Source organism: Staphylococcus sp. GDY8P131P (assembly GCF_017891975.1).
Classification (GTDB): domain Bacteria; phylum Bacillota; class Bacilli; order Staphylococcales; family Staphylococcaceae; genus Staphylococcus; species Staphylococcus nepalensis.
The window spans coordinates 139,844-160,110 of the sequence record NZ_JAESKF010000007.1 but is presented as its reverse complement, the minus strand read 5'-3'; the positions used below and the strand labels follow the sequence as shown (position 1 = coordinate 160,110).

The 20,267-nt window shown below is 32.3% G+C and carries 20 protein-coding genes; 12 read left to right on the top strand and 8 right to left on the bottom strand.

From position 1 onward, the window contains the following. Positions 1–111 precede the first annotated feature (111 nt). Positions 112–747, bottom strand: a complete 636-nt coding sequence (locus KA894_RS08010; protein ID WP_096808573.1) for a hypothetical protein — start codon at positions 745–747, stop codon at positions 112–114. A 276-nt stretch (positions 748–1,023) separates the two neighbouring features. On the opposite strand from KA894_RS08010, the gene KA894_RS08005 reads away from it, so the two are divergent. Next, the gene (locus KA894_RS08005) at positions 1,024–1,929 is read left to right on the top strand and encodes an alpha/beta hydrolase fold domain-containing protein (RefSeq protein ID WP_096808574.1); all 906 of its coding nucleotides are present in this window, start codon (positions 1,024–1,026) and stop codon (positions 1,927–1,929) included. Positions 1,930–2,047: 118 nt separating this feature from the next. Here the strand turns inward: KA894_RS08005 and KA894_RS08000 are convergent, their stop codons facing one another. Continuing rightward, a complete protein-coding gene (locus KA894_RS08000) occupies positions 2,048–2,455 on the bottom strand; it encodes a hypothetical protein (protein WP_119488212.1) in 408 nt (135 codons plus the stop codon). A 13-nt stretch (positions 2,456–2,468) separates the two neighbouring features. Next, a complete protein-coding gene (locus KA894_RS07995; RefSeq protein WP_119488213.1) occupies positions 2,469–2,936 on the bottom strand; it encodes a thioesterase family protein in 468 nt (155 codons plus the stop codon). A 138-nt stretch (positions 2,937–3,074) separates the two neighbouring features. Here KA894_RS07995 and corA point away from each other — a divergent pair, with 138 nt between their 5' ends. Continuing rightward, positions 3,075–4,022, top strand: a complete 948-nt coding sequence (corA, locus tag KA894_RS07990) for a magnesium/cobalt transporter CorA (RefSeq protein WP_115341989.1) — start codon at positions 3,075–3,077, stop codon at positions 4,020–4,022. A gap of 71 nt (positions 4,023–4,093) precedes the next feature. Further along, positions 4,094–5,137, top strand: coding sequence for a type 2 isopentenyl-diphosphate Delta-isomerase (gene fni, locus KA894_RS07985; protein ID WP_103372879.1), 1,044 nt, complete (start codon positions 4,094–4,096; stop codon positions 5,135–5,137). A gap of 267 nt (positions 5,138–5,404) precedes the next feature. Here the strand turns inward: fni and gltS are convergent, their stop codons facing one another. Beyond that, positions 5,405–6,610, bottom strand: coding sequence for a sodium/glutamate symporter (gene gltS / locus KA894_RS07980; RefSeq protein ID WP_096808578.1), 1,206 nt, complete (start codon positions 6,608–6,610; stop codon positions 5,405–5,407). 344 nt (positions 6,611–6,954) lie between these two features. Between gltS and KA894_RS07975 the strand changes: the two genes are divergently transcribed. The 4 genes from KA894_RS07975 to KA894_RS07960 all read left to right on the top strand — a co-directional run bounded on the left by KA894_RS07975 (position 6,955) and on the right by KA894_RS07960 (position 10,184). Then, a complete protein-coding gene (locus KA894_RS07975) occupies positions 6,955–7,278 on the top strand; it encodes a PadR family transcriptional regulator (RefSeq protein ID WP_103373682.1) in 324 nt (107 codons plus the stop codon). Continuing rightward, positions 7,271–7,831: an HAAS signaling domain-containing protein gene (locus tag KA894_RS07970; RefSeq protein ID WP_096808580.1), complete on the top strand. Its 561-nt coding sequence runs from the start codon at positions 7,271–7,273 to the stop codon at positions 7,829–7,831. The genes KA894_RS07975 and KA894_RS07970 overlap by 8 nt, the downstream gene beginning before the upstream one ends. After that, positions 7,828–8,628: a DUF4097 family beta strand repeat-containing protein gene (locus tag KA894_RS07965; RefSeq protein ID WP_107644421.1), complete on the top strand. Its 801-nt coding sequence runs from the start codon at positions 7,828–7,830 to the stop codon at positions 8,626–8,628. Before KA894_RS07970 ends, KA894_RS07965 begins: the two co-directional genes overlap by 4 nt. 227 nt (positions 8,629–8,855) lie before the next feature. Beyond that, positions 8,856–10,184, top strand: coding sequence for a Na+/H+ antiporter NhaC family protein (locus KA894_RS07960; RefSeq protein WP_096808582.1), 1,329 nt, complete (start codon positions 8,856–8,858; stop codon positions 10,182–10,184). A 70-nt stretch (positions 10,185–10,254) separates the two neighbouring features. Here the strand turns inward: KA894_RS07960 and KA894_RS07955 are convergent, their stop codons facing one another. After that, on the bottom strand, positions 10,255–10,866 hold the full coding sequence (locus KA894_RS07955; protein ID WP_096808583.1) for a DNA-3-methyladenine glycosylase: 612 nt from the start codon (positions 10,864–10,866) through the stop codon (positions 10,255–10,257). Positions 10,867–11,076: 210 nt separating this feature from the next. Between KA894_RS07955 and KA894_RS07950 the strand changes: the two genes are divergently transcribed. Continuing rightward, positions 11,077–11,655 carry a DUF805 domain-containing protein gene (locus tag KA894_RS07950; RefSeq protein ID WP_107644420.1) on the top strand — a complete coding sequence of 193 codons (579 nt, stop codon included), beginning with the start codon at positions 11,077–11,079 and terminating at the stop codon, positions 11,653–11,655. A 72-nt stretch (positions 11,656–11,727) separates the two neighbouring features. Here the strand turns inward: KA894_RS07950 and KA894_RS07945 are convergent, their stop codons facing one another. Then, positions 11,728–13,347: a ribulokinase gene (locus tag KA894_RS07945; protein WP_210133869.1), complete on the bottom strand. Its 1,620-nt coding sequence runs from the start codon at positions 13,345–13,347 to the stop codon at positions 11,728–11,730. Positions 13,348–13,594: 247 nt separating this feature from the next. On the opposite strand from KA894_RS07945, the gene KA894_RS07940 reads away from it, so the two are divergent. The 3 genes from KA894_RS07940 to KA894_RS07930 all read left to right on the top strand — a co-directional run bounded on the left by KA894_RS07940 (position 13,595) and on the right by KA894_RS07930 (position 17,178). Next, a complete protein-coding gene (locus tag KA894_RS07940; protein ID WP_096808586.1) occupies positions 13,595–14,494 on the top strand; it encodes an ABC transporter ATP-binding protein in 900 nt (299 codons plus the stop codon). Continuing rightward, a complete protein-coding gene (locus KA894_RS07935) occupies positions 14,487–15,725 on the top strand; it encodes an ABC transporter permease (protein WP_096808587.1) in 1,239 nt (412 codons plus the stop codon). The genes KA894_RS07940 and KA894_RS07935 overlap by 8 nt, the downstream gene beginning before the upstream one ends. Positions 15,726–16,167: 442 nt before the next feature. After that, positions 16,168–17,178, top strand: a complete 1,011-nt coding sequence (locus KA894_RS07930; RefSeq protein WP_170006830.1) for an aldose epimerase family protein — start codon at positions 16,168–16,170, stop codon at positions 17,176–17,178. 123 nt (positions 17,179–17,301) lie between these two features. Here KA894_RS07930 and KA894_RS07925 read toward each other — a convergent pair whose 3' ends face one another. Further along, on the bottom strand, positions 17,302–17,970 hold the full coding sequence (locus tag KA894_RS07925; protein WP_107644414.1) for an MOSC domain-containing protein: 669 nt from the start codon (positions 17,968–17,970) through the stop codon (positions 17,302–17,304). Between the two features lie 156 nt (positions 17,971–18,126). Here KA894_RS07925 and KA894_RS07920 point away from each other — a divergent pair, with 156 nt between their 5' ends. Beyond that, positions 18,127–18,828 carry a ribose 5-phosphate isomerase A gene (locus KA894_RS07920; RefSeq protein ID WP_170006844.1) on the top strand — a complete coding sequence of 234 codons (702 nt, stop codon included), beginning with the start codon at positions 18,127–18,129 and terminating at the stop codon, positions 18,826–18,828. A gap of 99 nt (positions 18,829–18,927) precedes the next feature. On the opposite strand, the gene sdpC is transcribed toward KA894_RS07920, so the two are convergent. Next, entirely contained in the window at positions 18,928–20,247 is a 1,320-nt protein-coding gene (sdpC, locus tag KA894_RS07915; RefSeq protein ID WP_103372775.1) for a peptidoglycan release complex CPBP-like subunit SdpC, read from the bottom strand. Between the last annotated feature and the right edge of the window lie 20 nt (positions 20,248–20,267).

Here is a 20,267-nt window from a genome sequence, read left to right as displayed (position 1 = left end):
CAACAATACGAAGTATTGAATAAAAAGAAGCACTCAGATGAATTAAATCATCTGAGTGCTATTTTTCTGGGATTTATGTCCCAGGCTCTTTTTTTAGATTGGAATTACTGTCTATATGCGGGGTTTACGATTTCTAAAGAACAAACTGATGAGAAGTAACGCTATACTACACCCTAATAAAATAAAAGCATTATGTATAGCATTAGCTTCTGTTAAAATTTGTGTTGAATCTACTGTGATATAATATTGGTTCATTGAATCAGCGATTCTTGATGCTATGTTTTTAATTAAGTAAGAAAAACCGAAAGTAATCACAAGCATAATCGCTATAACAAATAGATTAACGATTTTTAAAGCCGTTCTGTTAAAGAATACAGTGAAAATAGTTAACACGATACTTAATATACAAGCAATAAAGAATACATAAAAGACTAAGATTAATCTGTCGATACTCGTTTGTAGATTGTCGATGCTTTCTATATTAATATTTAAATTAGTAAAATTATTAATTGTTTCTTGGAAATTGGTAAGTTCCTTAAAATTAACAGTTTCGTTTGCAAAGACTAAATTGAAAATCGGCTCTTTAAACATGCTATATCCAGAAATTGCAACTAAGATTAATACGATGACTTGTATGATAAGACTAACCCAAGATTTCTTCTTTTTCCCGTAACGTGTGCCACGTTGCATTGGCTCACTTGTGAGGGTGTGTTCAAAATCTTTAAATTGATGATTATTTGCTGTCATAACTTACTCCTTTCACTGCAGTTATTTATTATATTGTTATTCTATGACTTTTATTTTGTTATAATATTGGATAACTGTTACATTTTAGTTAATGAAGTTGTACGCTTTGATTTTATTTAATACAGTACGAGTGATATGTTTATTTTCACTTTCTATTATAACTTCGTTTTTTATGTCATTATTTTAATTTTATCACATTATTTATTTTAAAAACCAAATTAATACAAAATTTCTAAAGTTTGAAAATTTGTTATAAAAAGATAGGACTGATTTTAAATGAAGTCAAGATTAACAACAAAATTTGTTAATAAATATTTATTACCACATCGTTCAATTATGTTTAATGACAAACATAACTTTGAACAATTTCTTAAAAAAAGATTAACGATGAATGAAAAGAAGCATAAACAGCCTGAAACATTGAATGTAAAATCTGACTTAGACAAACAAATGATAAATGATATGCAATTGTTTAGATTTCGTTTTAGACATAGCCAGCAAAAGAAAATTTTATATATTCATGGGGGATATAATGTTTTGCAACCCTCTGCGTTTCATTGGCGGTTTATGGACAAGCTTGCTTTGAGTACTTTATATGAAGTTGTTTTACCTATTTACCCTAAAGCGCCAAAATATCATATTGAAGATACATATGCAGCCATTCATAAAGTATATGAACAATTATTACAAGAATGTAGTAATGAAGATATTGTTGTAATGGGAGATGGTACAGGCGGAGGGCTTGCGCTCAGCTTTGTTCAACAACTAGTGTCTGAAAATTTACCATTGCCGGCTAAAGTTTATTTATTTTCGCCAATGTTAGATGCTCAACTAAACAATGAGCTTATCACCAAAGATTTAATAGAAAAAGATCTCATTTTAAATACAGATGGTTTACAGAAAATCATGAAAGTATGGTCTGGAGATTTACCGTTAAATGATAGTAGAATATCGCCTATTTATGGAAAATTATTTGGATTGCCGCCGATATATATATTTGGCGGTGGACGAGAAATATATCTGCCAGATATGAAAAAATTAGCTTATATTTTAGAAGGTATGAGACAGCCGGTGCAATTGTTTACCTTTAAAAGAATGGTGAATGCTTTTGCATTATTACCTATTAGAGAATCACATAAAGTTGTTAAAGAAGTTGTGAATACGCTTCATGACAAACGTTAGCTAATTGAGGATTTTAAAGTTGTTATGAAAAATGCATGGGATTGAACATAGATTACTGGACCTGCAAAAGTGTGTACATTAGATTTTTGTAGGTCCAGTTATTATTGTTGACTGCGTGTTAAAAATACTTTTTTACCGTTGAATTGATGGAAGCAATCACAGTTTGGGTCCCTTTTAATCTATAATGTTGTCCCAAAAATACATTGAAATCTTGTGTTGGTACGCTCATCATTTTAAATTCTAAATTAGATTTTTCAAATGCTTGTGAAGTTTTTTGAGCATACTCTGTGTACTTCTCGAGAAAATCTCTTTCTGATGGATGTTGTTCTATTAAAGAGCTAATTGTGTCTATAGCTTGTTTTTGTCCTTGTAAATAGCTAATATCTAATCCACGTTGTATAAGCTGGCTATCAGGACCATTGATAACAAGTTGTTTATTTTGGTTGAGTTCGCTTAATTCAGCTTTAGTTTGGTCTATTAAATCATATAGTTGAATATTTACATCGTCCATCATTTTTTGTGACATTTGTAAGCACTCCTTATCTAGATATACGGATACGATGACCTAATTGTTTGGGCCAATCGATGCGTTGTTGATGGTCATAATAATGACTTATTTGTTTCGCAAAATGATCAGGAAAGGGCGCTGTTTTACTGTTAGTCCGATCAATTCCTAACATCATTGCTTCGTTAGTTGCTACATTTGTGCCATCTTGTTTAGACATGATTGAAAAGAAATGTACACTTTTTTCGTTGTAATCATAAATATAGATGTCGATGGTAAACACATCACCTTCAGTTAATTCTGATAAATAAGCAGTCTGTTCTTCAACGGTGAATAGTGTATAGTTTAATGTTTTGCGCTCCGCTAATGATAATCCATGTATGTAATTAAATTGGTTAATCGCTTCGCTAAACACCATGTTATAGTTAGCATCATGTACATGGCCATTATAATCTATCATATCGCTTGTAACAACTTGTGTTACCTTAAAAGGATCATTCATGGGTACCTCTCCTTATTTTATTAATAGTTACCATTTAATTATTGAAATATATCTAATATCAGTCTACTAAAAATAGTATATAACATACACATATATCATTTCATGATAAAATAAAGAAAATGATGTCCGGGGTGAGCTATGACGATAACAATTAAATATTTATCTCACGAAAACAAATTAACACCAGTTGATCGTTTAGACGATATACCTGATACCGCACAATTTGTATGGTGTGATTTAAACCAACCAACAGATGCTGAAAATAATTTTTTACAAACGTATTTTAACTTTAATAAACTCGAAATTGATGATACAGTGAACGGGACACCAAGGGCTAAATACAAAATATATGATTCATATCAATATATTGTTATCCATGGGTTGAATCGTAAAACGTTTAACACAAAAGCATTAAATCTTTTTATTAAAGATCGTTTACTCATTACATATCACCATCAACCATTTAATGTTTTAAAACAAGTAGAAGAGAATATAAAAGAACGCGCACTTGGTGGTCTTCAACTTGAAGAGATTGTGATGAGCATTTTAGATTACGTAGTAGATAGCTATTTTGAATTAGTATATGATATTGAAGATAAGGTATATGCATTTGAAGATAGACAAGCGCATTATGACTCCATGAAAACGGATATGGATGACGTTTTTATGATACGTCAAGAACTGATTAAATTAAAACGTGTTATATATCCAATGAAAGTACTGGTAGATCAGTTAAAAGAAAGCAGTCAGTTATTAGTGAATGATAAAAATGATTTGTATATTCAGCACATAGATGATCACATGATAAAACAACAAAATATTTTAAAAATATGTCAAGAAATGACAAATGAGATTAAAGACAATCTCGTCTCGTATGCTTCATATAAAATGAATCGAATTATGCAAATGCTCACTTTGGTATCTGTAGTTTTTTTACCTTTAACATTGATTACAGGCATTTATGGCATGAATTTTGTGAATATGCCAGAACTAAAGTGGTATTATGGTTATTATATTGTATTGGTGCTTATGTTATGTATTAGCGTAGGCTGCGTTATTTATTTTAAAAAAGAAAAATGGTTTTAGCTAAATGATTTTAAAAAATGACTATGCAATGTAGGTAAGATAACAATAAGTATTGAAGGTAGGAGCGAACAATGAGCGATTTTAAAAGAGAACAAAGAAAAAATGAACATGTTGAGATTGCAATGGCTCAAACTGATGCGACAATCTCAGATTTTGATGAAATTCGATTTGTACACCACTCGATTCCAAGTATAGATGTCAGTGACATCAACCTTGAAAGTTCACTTAAAGATTTTACACTGAGCCAACCACTATATATTAATGCAATGACTGGTGGGAGCGAATGGACTAAACAGATTAATGAGAAATTAGCAATGATTGCACGTGAAAGTGGCATGGCAATGGCAGTAGGTTCTACACATGCGGCGTTGCGTAATAGTAAAATGGCTTCATCATTTACCATTGTTCGTGAAACGAATCCGAATGGAATAATATTTAGCAATGTGGGCGCCGATGTGCCGGTAGATAAAGCAGTAGAGTCTGTGCATTTGTTAGACGCGCAAGCTTTACAAGTGCACGTAAACGCGCCTCAGGAACTAGTGATGCCTGAAGGAAATAGGATTTTTTCAACTTGGATGGACAATCTTGCACAAATCGTAGCGCGTGTAGATGTACCAGTGATTATAAAAGAAGTAGGATTTGGCATGAGTAAAGAAACAATTAAACAATTACATGAAATTGGTATCAGATATGTAGATGTAAGTGGACGAGGCGGTACGAATTTTGTAGATATTGAGAATGAAAGACGTAGTTATAAAGACATGGACTATTTAAGTTTATGGGGGCAAACTACAGTTGAATCATTGCTAGAAAGTACTTCTTATCAAAGAGACATGGATATACTTGCTAGTGGGGGCGTGCGCTCACCATTAGACGTTATAAAATGTTTGGCTTTAGGAGCGAGTGCTGTAGGCATGTCACGGCCGTTTTTAAATCAAGTTGAAAATTATGGCATTACTGAAACACTTAACTATACAGAACAATTTACTGAACATATGAAAAAGATTATGACAATGTTAGATGCACGTTCACCTAAAGATTTGAAAAATGCACAAATGATTTTTGGCCCTAAGCTACAATCTTGGATTGATCAACGAAATATCGATATTTTCTAACCGATGTTTTATGTTTAGTTACAATGAAATGTTTTTTTGGATTTATAAAAATAGAATAATGAGGCAAGTAATTGAGACGTAAAAAATGTCTTAATCAAAGTATAATATAGGCAATAGCATAATAAGATTGAAATTTTGAATACTGCCTATAAATAATGCGTATATGTTATGTCCAGTCATTGGACTTGCAGATAAACACATAAAAGCCTGAGACATGTTTTTTCTTTATGTCTCAGGCTTTCTTTATCTCGAAATTGACTTTTATGGTTAGAATATATTAATAAATGTTGTAACAATCGGTACACCCAACAAGTCGATTAAAAATGCGCCAACGATAGGTACAACGAGATATGATTTCGGTGAAGCACCGAATTTTTTAGTGATAACATCTAAGTTTGCCATAGCATTTGGTGTCGCACCAAGACCATGACCAATAAAGCCACCAATCATAACTGCGGCATCGTAATTTTTTCCTAAACCGCGGAAAACAATAAATACAGAGAAAAGAACGATAAATAATACTTGTATTAAAACGATAATAATTAACGGTATGGCCAATTGATAGATTTCAGTAAGTTGAATACTCATTAAAGCGATAGATAAGAATAAACTTAATGAAATGTCACCGATATTATCTATAAATTTCATATCAATTAGATTTAAATTATTATATTCAGAAATGTTACGGATAATCACTGCTACAAACATAGCGCCAACATAAATTGGAATATTGATGCCCGTTAAATCAGAGAATGTATTTCCTAAATATGATCCAATTGCCATACAAATAGCAACGATTGTAAATTGTAAGAAAAAGATAGTAGTAGGATTCATACGGTTACGTAAATATTCATTAGATTTAACATTGCCATAGTCTTTGGTTGTCTCTTCGGCATTTTCTGGTTTTAAATTATATTTAGTTATCAAGAATTTTACAACGGGACCGCCAATTAAACCACCAGCGACAAGTCCTAGTGTCGCTGCAGCTAAAGCAGCAGTCAATGCAGAATCAATACCCATACTTTGAATGGTTTGGCCATATGCAGCTGCATTGCCGTGGCCGCCTTCCATAGACATTGAGCCAGCAGTCAAACCGAGTAATGGTGATATATTTAATACTTTTGCTAATGAAATACCAATTAAGTTTTGGAAAATAGCAAGAATACCACAAAAAATAAAATATAAAATTAATACTTTTCCACCTAAGCGCAATAATTTTAACGAAGCGCCTAAACCAATTGTTGTAAAGAATGCAAGCATAAAGAAATTTTGAATGAATTCTGAGTCCAACTTAATTGTTAAGATTTGTGTTGATTGTAAAATAGCGACTAGAATTGAAAACAATAAACCGCCGATTACAGGTGCAGGAATACATAGCTTTCTTAATATTGAAACATGATTCACAATGTAGATACCTAAAAGGTATAACATGCTTGCGAGCGCTAAAGTAGTAATTGCATCTAGCTCTAGCATTTTCATTCCCCCTTAAATTTCAAGTAAATCTCTTGAGTGTTGTTATGTAAATGAAGTGATGTGCAAATTGATCATAAAGAAAGAGCTTACAAAAAGCCCATAGTAACCATTATACATATGTAAATAACATAAAGCTAGTTTAGAATTAAATAATAAACAGAATTAATGGTAACGATTTCAAAACTGTTGATCTACATTTTAAAAAATATGTGATTCGTAAGCAAGTATATATATTACTTTTAAAAATATAACATAGTACTTTGCATTGTACAGTAGTATGTGCTATATTGTTTTTAACAACTACTGTGTAATGTATAGTACTGGTTTTTAAGAGGAGGTAACCAATGAACAGTCAATTTAAAAAAGGGGCGCTTGAACTTATCGTGTTACTCATAATAAAAAAAGATGACCAATATGGTTATTCGTTAGTACAAAACATTTCTAGGCATATGAGTATCGCAGAAGGAACTGTATATCCATTATTACGAAGATTGGTGAAAAATGGTGAGCTTACAACGTATTATCAACCTTCTACTGAAGGCCCCGCTAGAAAGTATTACCGTATTACTGATCAAGGTATACAAAGATTAGCAGATTTATTACAAGAATGGCAGTTATTTTCAGATACTGTAGAGATATTTATTAAGGAGAGTGATATAAATGACTAAAAATGAATTTTTAAAGCAGTTGCATAAACATTTAAAGCATACTTCTGATGAAGAAAGACAAGACATATTGAATGAATATGAAACGCATTTTTATAGTGGGTTTAAAGAAGGAAAAACAGAGGCGCAAATTTCGGCTGAACTTGGTGACCCTAGAAATTTAGCGAAAGAATTAAATGCTACTGCAGCCGTTGAAAAAGCAGAACATAGTAATAAATTTGGTGATGTTGGGAATGCTATTTTTGCAGTGATGGGTTTAAGTTTATTAAACTTCTTTGTTATTTTAGTTCCATTTGTTTTTATCTTGAGTATTGTTATTTCATTAATTATTACGACCATCTCATTCGTATTTAGTCCAGTATTATTACTAATAAAAGGAATGATTGAAGGATTTGAATATGTCTTGCTTTTTGATGTTTACGCAGTAGGAGCGATATTTGGTGTCGGTTTGATGCTTTTTGTCATCACGTATTTAATTTCAAAAGCGTTTTATTTAATTTGTGTGAAGTATCTTAGATGGAATATTAAAGTCGTGAAAAGGAGTGCAGTTTCATGAAAAAAACATTAATCATCCTTTTTATAATCGGTTTGGTTATAACGATTTTTTGTAGTATTGGCGCGATTCAACAATTTAAAATAGAAAATGAAAAATCAAAGGAAACATCTGTGAATTATCATAAAGTGTATGACCAAGATCATATAAATAAATTGGACGTAGATTTAGAGAAGAGTAACGTGACGATCCAAAAAGGAGATCAATTTAAAGTTGAATCACGTGGAACAAAAGGTGAAACGCATATGAATACAAATGTTAAAAACGGTACACTTTATGTAAAAGATAAAGCGTTAGATAATAAAAGCGATATCTCTTTTTTAGATTTTGAACATAATCACGTAGTAGTCACGTTACCTAAATCATTAGATCATTTGGATGTGAATACTTATTCAGGTTCTATCAAATTAGATAGCGTGTATGCTGACTATGCCAAATTATATGCAGACGTATCAGAGATGACGATTCAAAATTCTGAATTTGATCGATTGATTAGTAAAGTTGATGTTGCAAATGTTCATATAGCACATACTCAGTTTAATTCTGGAGAGTTTGCATCAGATACGGGTAATTTTGAAATAGACGATATGCCAGCTGATAAGCCAATTAATGTGAAAACAGATGTGGGCAATGTATCTATGAAGTATGGTGACCAACGGCCTAAAAACACACGTGTAGCATTTGAAAGTGATATCGGAGAACTAACAATTAATGACCGCTTATTTAAAAATAAACAAGTAGGCAATGGCAGACATCTCATCCATATTGAAACAGATACAGGTAATGCAGAAATTAATTAAATGAAAAGTTAATTAATAGTTAGAAAAATAGTTTGTATAAGTCAACAAGAGCGGAACAGAAATCATATTTAGATTTCATTGTTCCGCTTTTTACATTGCTTAAAGGTTTAACACTTATTATATATATAGGAATAAAAAGCAATTTAAATTTTAATATTTCTGTCTTAGTCACTTTTTTGATATACTGTAAGCCATATAAAATGACGGTAATAATAAGGAGAAGTATTATGCAGGAAAATAATAGAAGTGACAAGCAATATGGTGCTTTAGCGCTTCTGCCATTAGTTATATTTTTAGGTTTATATATTGGTGTCGGTATTACATTTACAATGATGGGAAAAGAAAATGCTTTTGATCAATTGCCGAGACATGTGGCTATTTTTATAGGTATCATCATCGCCTGGACATGCTATGATAGAAAAACTAAATTTACTAAAAAAGTAGAGATATTCACAGAACATGCAGGAAACTCAGGTATTGTTAACTTAGGTTTAATTCTGTTATTAGCTGGTGCTTTTTCTACTGTTACGTCTGAAATGGGCGGCAAAGAAGCTATGGTAAATATGGGGCTTTCAGTTATTCCACCTAGTTTACTTATACCTGGTATATTTATTATGAGTGGTTTTGCTGCGTTGACACTAGGTACATCGACTGGTGCACAAGCTGCTTTTATACCTGTTGGTGTTGCTGTGGCACAAGGCGCAGATTTAAGTGTAGCAGCAGCGGGCGCAGCTGTCATAGCTGGTGCTTATTTTGGTGATAATTTATCGATTATTTCCGATACAACCATAGCAGCTACCAATGGGGTAGGTGCCAAAATGAAAGATAAATTCAAGATGAACGTATTGATTGCTGTACCTGCAGCACTTATCACAGCAATTATTTATGCGTTTGTTGGTGGCACAGGCAAAGTTGAAGGTGATTTAAGCTTTAATTTTATTAATATTTTGCCTTATTTATTTGTGCTTGTAGCTGCAATAGTAGGCTTAGATGTTATATTAGTGCTGATTATTGGTATTGTCATGGCTGGGATGCTAGGAATGGTTCAAGGAAATTTAGGTGTGTTCCAATTCACTAAAGCAATTGGTGAAGGTATGGAAAGTATGTTCCTTATTTTTCTAGTAGCTTTCCTAGTTTCGGGACTTGTTGCATTGATTCGATATTATGGTGGTATTGACTGGATTATTAAAACAATGAAAGAGAAGGCAAGAGGACGTAAAAGTGCTGAATATGTAATTAGTTTAATGTCTGGTGTACTTTCTGCAGCTTTATCACATAATACATTAGCGATTATTATTTCTGCTCCGATCGCTAAAGAAATTGGTGATGAATATAAAGTGCCACCTAAACGCATGGCTAGTTTATTAGATATATTTGCTTGTTCTGCTTTAATGTTATTACCTCACGATAGTGGCATGTTAATGGTTGAGCAGTATGGGGATGTGTCTTATATAGAAGTTTTAAAATACACATTTTATCCAGTGGTATTAGTTATTTGTACAGTAATTACAATTCAATTTGGTTTACTTGATAAAGATAAAAAGACATTACAATAATAAATAAAAATGAAATATTAAATAGGTACAGTATCAATCAGTTCATTTTGATTGATACTGTACCTATTGGTTAGTGACGCCAAGTTTCTTGAGCAGAGACGGTTGAACGTTTTGGTATTCTTGAAACATAAGGATTGCCTTTAACGATAAAACGAAGTGGTTTGTGTGTCCATTCCCCTTTGTTCGGGATACCTATTCTTGGTGTTGCTTCAATTTGTTTAGGATACTTACGATTTTTAGTATCAATTTTGAGACGGCCTTCATTTAAACGAGCGCCATCTAAATATCTTGGTATATTAAATGCCTTTGTCCATTTTCCAGGACCATTTGTTAATTCGAAGCCATCTTTTTTTCTGTTTAAACGCATCACTTCAATGTTTTCTTCTGGTTCAATGGCGCGTATGAGTACGCCTTCCGGTACATCTTCTAGTTGAGTAACGAAATTGATGAGTAAATGCGTATGCATAACATGAGCGTAAATAGTACCTCCACGTTTGTATAAAGATTCTACTTTGGGTGTTCGTTTACCATTAAATCCGTGAGCTGCCTGGTCATTTTGACCAACATACGCTTCTGTTTCAACTATATAGCCAGTAAAAGTATGTAAATCATCCTCGAAAATGACGCGCACACCAAGTAAATCTTTAGCGATAGTAACTGTATCACGTTGTAAAAAATCCATTTATTAATCCTCCATTTAATAGTTTATAAAATTAAGTGTTTTTAAACACTTTTTGTAAATTTGTAAAATTGTGTTATCACTATGTTAAAACTTTGGTAGAATAAGGCATGTAAGTTGCCTAAATATTGAAAAAATTCAGTAAGACATATTAAGACTATAATAAAGTTAAACACTAATGATATCAAATGAATTTGGAGCGGAGGGAATCATTTGGAAAGGAAAGTCGGATTTGGCGAAGCATTTAAGTTGTTTTGGAAAAATTATTTAAATTTTAAAAGTCGCGCGCGAAGAAGTGAGTATTGGTATATGGTATTATGGCATATCATTTTTCTAATACCCGGCGGTATCTTATATCTTATAGGATTAATCGCATTAATAGCTGGCACTGCATCTCATTCTGAAGGCGCAGTTATGGGCAGTGTGCTCTTTTTGTTTATTAGTTTTATTTATTTTGCTATTTACGGATTAGTAACATTAATACCCAATTGGGCTTTATTTATCAGAAGATTTCATGATACAGGTAGATCGATGGTACTGCCCCTTAGTTATTTAGGTGTATCAATCATTACATACATTATATTACTAATTATTGGCTTTCAAGATTTAGAATCTACTAATATAGTAAATGTTATCATTATCGTGTTAATCTATGTATTTTATATAGGATTTGGTATCTATTTCCTAGTGATTGCTTGTTTAGATAGTGAACGAAAAACAAACAAGTATGGTCCGAGTCACAAATATGCTAACCAATATACTAAGATTGATAAAACATATAAAGAACAATAAATGAATATATAACTGCAAAAACCAAGTATAACAAACGAATGAGTTTGACTATACTTGGTTATTTATATAGTTCTAATTTTCTCTATATGATAAGGCAGCATAGGATTTTCCTAACAAATCGTGTAGCGCTTTGTATCGCTGAAATAATTTTTCATATTGTTGGACTTTTTCAGAGTCAGGTTGCAATCGATAATATACAGGTTGTTTCATATGATGGACAGTTTCTTTTAGGGATTGATACGCGCTCCCCACATTTGCACCTAGCATTGCTGCGCCTAAGGCTGTAGCATTTGAAGAATCCATAACGACGACGTCTTTATTTAGAACATTTGCATATATATCTACTAACAGTTTGCTTTTGATTGGAATGCCTCCAGCTGCGTATACAGTATTTACAGGGATATGATTTTTTTCAAATTGCTGCATAATCATTTTAGTGCCAAATGCTGTGGCTTCAATACACGCACGATGAATCATTGCAAATGGTGTTTGTAAAGTTAAACCAAAGATGCTTCCGGTAAGATTACTATCACTTAATATACTGCGGTTGCCATTGTGCCAATCTAATATGGTTACGTGTTGTTTATGAATAGGTATATCAGAAGCTAAATTTTCTAGGTGTTCTAACGTTGAGATACCTTGTTGCTCTGCTTGATCTACGATATGTTTTGGAGCGAGGCTTGCTGAATAATTAAATAAATCACCTACTGCAGGTTGGCCTGCTTCATAAGCGTATAAGCCAGGGATGATAGCATCCTTTACTGAACCGGTAATAGCGGGAATAGACACTTGTTTAGGATCAAGCATAAGATGACAAGTGCTTGTACCAATAACTGGTGTGAATTCGCCTTGCTCAATTGCTCCAACGCCAAGTACCCCTGAATGTGCGTCTATAATATATGGAGAAATTTGGACATGTTCAGTTAACCCCCATAATTTTTGATAGTAAGTTGTTAAATTGCCAGCGCTATCCCCAATATTTACTACGGGCGCTTCACATTTATTTTTTATAATTGCCGGTAATTCTGGATCAACCGCTTCAAAGAAAGCATAGTTGAAGCCATCTTTTTCACTGTAAAACCCTTTAAAACCAATCCCACAATTTGAGCGAATATTTTTATTCGTTAATAAACTAACGATATAGTCACCAGCTTCCATAATATACGCACTTTGAGCTAATATTTCAGGTGCTTTGTGTTTAACCTCTAATATTTTAGGAATCATCCATTCGCTGTTGACGCTATGGCCGTAAAAGTCTAACCAACCAACGTTATGGTTATCGCTCACTTCTTTCATAAACGTAGCTTCTTCTTGAGCGCCGTGATGCTTCCAGAGTTTGACATAAGCATGTGGATTATCTTTCAAATTTTCATGTGTATGTAATGGTTTGAAATCATTATCTAAAAAGACGATAGTACAGCTTGTAAAATCAACACCAATGCCAATAATACTTGAAGGATCAACGTTGCCATCTTTTAAAACGTGTTGTACGCCTTCTTCTAGAATCTTGGTGTAGTCTTCAGCATGCTGTAAAAAATAATTGTGCGGTAAATCACGTCCGTTTAACGAACCAGAAATCGTGCCATGCGGATATGCTTTAATATAGGTCGATATAATTTCACCATTAGAAGTATCTACTAGAAACACACGACCAGATGCTGTACCGTAATCGATACCAATACTATAACTCATATGCCATTACCTCCCAAACACATTTTTAATAAGTGGGAACACTTATTAAATTCAATGATAGTGCTTACAAAAATCATTGTAAAGACAATGTTATTTGTAGGCATTTGGTATAAATAAATTGACCAATAATAATATTTGTTTTTATGTGCATAACATGAATTAAATTACATATTAAAATGTATATTTAAGTTGTGAAATGTTATTATCGGTATATATTATTTGAATTTAAAGGGAGGGAAAGGTGATTATGGCTTTAAATATAGTGCATGTTACGAAACAATATAAAAATTTTACAGCAGTTAATGATATATCGCTAACTTTGGAACAAGGCAAAATGTTAGGATTTTTAGGAAGAAATGGGGCGGGGAAAACGACGACTTTCAGAATGATACTTGGATTAACGCCCGTCACAGAAGGCCAAATTTTATATAAAAATAAGCCGATTGATAAATCGATATATGACAATATAGGTTATTTGCCTGAAGAACGAGGACTACATCCGAAAATGAAAGTAGAAGATGAACTAAGATATTTAGCTACGTTAAAAGGTATGAAACCCAAAGCGATATCTAAGGCAATTGATTATTGGTTAAACCGTTTTGATATCGAAGAAAATAGAGGAAAGAAAATTGAGGCATTATCAAAAGGGAATCAACAAAAAATTCAACTACTTGCAAGTATGTTACATAATCCAGAATTATTAATATTAGATGAACCTTTTAGTGGTTTGGATCCAGTTAACGTTGAATTGTTAAAAGAAGCAGTAAAAGATTTGAATGAAGGCGGGACTACGATTATTTATAGTTCACATAGGATGGAACATGTAGAAGAACTTTGTGATGATGTTTGTATCCTTAATAAAGGAGCACTCGTGGTTTCAGGGCCAATTAATGAAGTTAAAGCAAATCACGGAAATAAAAGTGTGATTGTTGAAACACATCATGAAATGCCTGAATTAGACGATATATCTGGTGTTATGAGAGTTGAACGCAATAAAAGAGAAATCAAGGCATTCATAGAGGATGAAACTATTGCGGAAAAAATATATGAAGTTGTTGTAAAATATGGTTTTGTTAAAAGGTTTCAAGTTGTTGAGCCAACTTTAAATGAAATCTTTATTGATAAAGTAGGTGATGTGAATGGGTAAATTTTGGGCAACTTTTTCGCTAACATACAAGAGTAAAGTTAAAACAAAATCATTTATGATTTTTACTGCTATTGTGGTTATTTTAATGTTGGTGGCTGCAAACATTAATAAAATAGTTGATTTATTTGATGATGGACCCGATACCATTGGGGTTGTAACAAACCAAGACCAAATTTATAAAGCCGTTAAAGACCAAAGTAATCAACTAGATGGAGAAGCAAAATTTAAACAAGTGACGGAAGCACAAGCACAGCAACAAGTAAAAAATGAAAAGTTAGATAAAGCTTACGTCATTCAATTACATGATAGTAATAAACTTACGGGTAAAATTTTAAGTAAAGACACGGTTTCAAAACAAGATGAACAAAAATTACAGACGACATTAACAACTATGCAAACAAATCTTACCGCATCTAGTTTAAATCTTTCTCAAGACGAGTTGAAACAATTACAATCTCAAAGCAAAGTGAGTTCTGAAGTCGTTTCTGATAAAGCAAATGAATCTAATTTAAGCGAATCCCAAAAAACATTTAATACAGTTATAGTATATGCGGGTGTCATGTTAATGTTTTTCATTATTATCAACTATGCCAATCAAGTTGCAATGGAAATTGCAACCGAAAAAACATCGCGTGTTATTGAAATGATTATAACAAGTGTTTCACCTGTTACGCATATATTAGCTAAACTGACTGGTGTTATTGCTGTTGCACTAACTCAAATTATTATTTTCGTTGCAGCAGCTATTTTATGTATACTTGTATTTGATATTGGAGATATGCTTAAGGGGTTCGATATACAGCCTAATGAATTAACAGTGCAATTAATTATTGTTGGTGTTATTTCATTGATTGTAGGTATCCTTTCTTATATTATCTTAGCAGCTATTTTAGGTTCCATTACAGCACGCATTGAGGATATAAACCAATCACTCATGCCAATGACATTAATTAGCATGATTGCGTTTTATATTGCATTATTTAGCGTCATCAATCCAGACACGACATTAGCAAAAATTACAAGTTTTATCCCATTGATATCACCATTTATCATGTTTGTACGAGCATCGACACCTGATGTAATGACTTGGGAAATCGTTGTAAGTATTGCCTTGTCTATTATAATGATATTTATTTTACTTTATATTGCGGTAAGAAGTTATAAAGATACCATATTAAGTTTTGATAAAGGCTTATTGAAATCTATAAAACGTGTTTTTACTAAAAGTTAAATGATGCATTTATAAAAATTTAAAAAAACACTACAATTTCAAATAATATTTGATAGAATTAATGATTATGATAGATAATTATTTGCTTTAATTGTTACAATGTAGAAGTATAGAATAATTGAATAGGGCTTGTGTATACGGTTTTAAACAACTTTAAAAGTCAACAGAAAGTTTAATTTGGACAATGTTTGAGGGAATCATTGACAAGTGTTAAATATTTCTGTTGGTTTTGTAAGTATAGGTTAAATATTATTCTTTCACTTTAAATAGAAGAATCAATCTAGGATGGGCGCAAATAGTGATATTGAGCTGGCTGACTAAGATTAATAGATGTTCATTAGAGATACTTAGTGAGACGGCGTTTATATGAGTGATAATTTATTCAAGATAAAGCCAAATCTCAATTTGAATAATGTTTTGGCTTGAAAGGGAGTAATTGATGATGTTTGCAAAAGTAGAAAAACAAAGTAATGGTATTGACTTAATTAAAATAGACAATGAAGCAACTAAGATTGTTTTTACTAACTATGGCGCGCGTATTGTGTCTTGGAAATATGATGATAATAACATCGTATTAGGGAATGTGGTAGAGGCTGACGAATTCTATCGACAAAACCCTTTTTATTTTGGTGCTACCGTAGGCCGGTATGGAGGGCGTATTGCAGAGGCGAAATTTCAATTAGATGGAAAAACATACCACTTAGATGCAAATGACGGTAAAAATAACATACATGGTGGATTAAAAGGTATTGATAAATGTTATTTTGATTATGAAATCCTTGAACAAGTAGGCCAAGTGAAGATTGTTTTCACTACAACGATTAAGCAGACAGATGATTATTTTCCTGGAGATATCGATTTAGAAGTGATTCATACTTATAATGTTGACCATAAATGGACGATTGAATATAAGGCTGTGGCTAGTGAGAAAACAATATTTAATCCTATGAATCATGTATATTTTAATTTGAATAGAGATAACAATGTTATCGATAATCATAGCATTTCGAGTTCAAAATTAAATATGTATTTATTAGATGATAATCAGTTTGTAGCTAAACAAGATCCTATTAGTCTTGATAGTGTATTCAATACAAACCAAATACAATTCAAAGATATATTTAATAGTGTGCATCCAGATATTAAAGCGCAAATGCAACAATACGGTGGTATAGATCATCCATTTGAAATCGGTAAACAAGGTATGAAAGTTGAAAATAAACATTTTCAATTAATATTAGAAACAGATATGCCAAATGTAGTTATCTTCACTTTTAACGATACAAGTGAGTGGGACAGTGACTTTAATATTTATAAAGCGCATTCTGGTTTTACGCTTGAAACGCAAACTATCCCGAACGATATTAATCTATTTGGTGAAAACGCGCCTTCGATTTTAGAAGCCAATCAACCATTTTATTCAAAAACTTCATACAAAATTTCTGAAAAATAAACATTTAATACAGAAATATAATCCAACAATGAACACTGAAATCTTTGTGATTTGATTGGCATCAAATATGGATAAAATTAAGGAACGAGGCAGAAATCATTTTATGAAAATATGTTTTTTGCCTCACTCCTTTTTTTGTTTTTGAGCACGTTTTAAAAATTTTTCTAATTTTTGACGTCTTTCTTTTGTTAAATAAGGATTTTTTAAAGCATATGTTAAGCGATCGGCATTTTTATTGTCATTGTAATAAATATCATTCAGTTCAAAAACGGACAACAGGGAAGCTTCATTACCATATTTTATAAGTTCAAGATGAGAGGATTCATCTACAAACCCTTCTTTAAGAACCCTGAAGTAACATCCCGTCTTACAAGAACTAGACATACGTTGAATCAGATTTGGAATTTTATATTTTTCCTGTATTTTCCAACAAGGTTCTCTAATTTCTGATACTTCAATGATGGCATTGCCTAATTGGAATTGGTCACCAAAATGAATGTTCTTTTCGTCTAAGTCTTCGACAGTTAAATTTTCACCAAACATAGCGTAATCAGGTAATGCTGTTACATCATCTTTCCATAAATCATAATTTTTTTTACTGTATAGGCAAACCGCTTTATGTGGCCCGCCATGCCCTTTATATTCTTGTTCATCTTCAGAAAAACCTGTTTTTGATAACCACATTTTACCAGCAAATGGCTTTTTGTTTAGTGCTGAACGCATAGGTCTTCTAGAACTATAAGACAAGTCTTCTATTTTTCCTGTAGTAATTGCTTTTAAAGCATAAATCATGACAATCCCCCTTGATGATTAGTTATAATTATTGTAAAACACTTATTTGAATATGCAAGAATATATATATTTAAATTTGTACTTGTTTTTTTAACTATTTATTTTTTTCAATCTCATGTACAATATAGGTAAAAGAACGTTATGTAAAGGGGACGCATTATGGATACGAAACAGTTGAAAATTAGTACATTTAATGACGCGTTAAACCAAATCGAAGATGGTATGGTTGTCGGAATTGGCTCTGGTTCAACGATAGAGTTGCTTGTCCCAAAACTAGCTGAGAAAATGAACCATGAACAGATTGAGATTACGGGTGTGTGCACCTCTAATAAAACAGCATATATCGCTAAAGAATTAGGTGTTCGAGTGGTTGACGTTAATGACGTGAGCAAAATAGACATCGCAATAGACGGCGCAGACGAAGTAGATAACCATTTGAATTTAATCAAAGGCGGTGGCGGTGCACTATTTAGAGAAAAAGTGATTGACGCTATGGCTGAAACATTTATTGTTTTAATAGACGAATCTAAATGTGTTGATTATTTGGGTCAAACATTTAAATTGCCTGTCGAAGTGGATAAATTTAATTGGTTATTAGTTTCTAAAAAAATCGCAGCATATGACAATCTAAAAGTGAAACGTCGGATGGTCGATGACGTGCCGTTTATTACTGATAACGGCAATTATATTCTTGACGTAGCGTTACATTCAGGGATTGATCCTTATGAAATGCATGAATTTTTAATTCACTTGGTAGGCGTTTTAGAAACAGGATATTTTATTGATGTAACGGATCAAGTTATTATAGGAACTCAAAATGGCGTTAGAATTTTAAATAAATCAAACGACGTATTATAAAATATAACAAAAGCAGGTTATCTAACTGAAATATTTGGATAGTGATGTAAATACAACATTTTATCTTAAATCATAGTTAGAGTAACCTACTTTTTTTAGTTAGCGACGGTGGTCATTTTTATGTTTGAAAGGTGACCGTGATGGTTTTTTATCATTATATTGTGTATTTTGATGCGTTGCGTAGCTATCACCCATATTGTCTGTTGTTGGTTCTGATGCTTCCTCAGGATGTGCTTTCTCAGTAGAGTTTTCAACAGCACTATTTGCGTGAGTTTCAATATCATCTTGACTTTGTTGATGATTTTGATTTGTTGATTTAGGTGTATGCTGACTTATAATATTGTTGCGACTAGCATCGTGATTTGTTTCTTGTTGATTATCATATGTGTTGTTCGTAACGGTTTGTTCAGACGCACTTTCTGACTCAGTATCCTTTAAATCTGTTTTATCAGTGGATGTTGCGTCGGTATTAACACTGTTATTTTTAGTTGCGGTCTCATCATCTGATGTGATTTGATTTTCACTAGATACATGCTCAATTGTTTCATCATCTTTATTGAACTGTTGGTTCTCATTTTCTGAATACTCATTTACATGATCTAGGTAATTATTAGTATCAACTTCGTCTAAATTTCGTTTTGTAAAGAAATAAAGGATAGTACGAATAATGATACTTAATAAAATATAGACGATCGCAACTGCTGAAGTAGATAATGCAATAACTTTCATTGCGAATACACTACCTAATTCTTCATTAAATAAGAAAACAAGACCGAATGACATTGCAGCATGGAATATAGTTGCAATATATATCGTACGACCTTTAGTAGCGCGGATTAATTCTCCAATAATCATAGAGAAAGCGAATGTATATAACAAGCCGTATAATGTGTACTCAAAACTAAAAGCGACATTAATATTCCAAATCGAATACATGATACCTACGATAATTGAGGCAAAGAATGTATTCATCTTTGTTTCTACAATGTTTTGTAAATAAGAACGGAAACCAAATTCTATTAAGAACGCCATAACAAGTTGTCCTATGATAATCGACGTTATGGATACAGATAAATCTTCTGTCTGTAATAAAACGAAACTATCAGCAAAAACATTAAAACTTACCATTGCTAGGAGAAATATTGCTAGTGGTAAAATAAGCGCTAAAATAAATCGCTCAATCACTTTTAAATTTATAGTAAGCTTCAAGCCTCCTAGTTGCGTTTTACGTTTGCTAAAAACGATGATACAAACAAGCGCAGCGATAAATGGCGCTGTAGAACTTAAATCAAACACAAATGTTTTTAGTGATATTGTACCTTGTAAATCTTTTAGTATAATAGGAGCTGCATAAGCGATAATAAAGAAAATAAAAATCATTATGGCCCATTGAAAACCTGATATACGTTGTTTATTCATTATGTAACCTCCATTAGGGT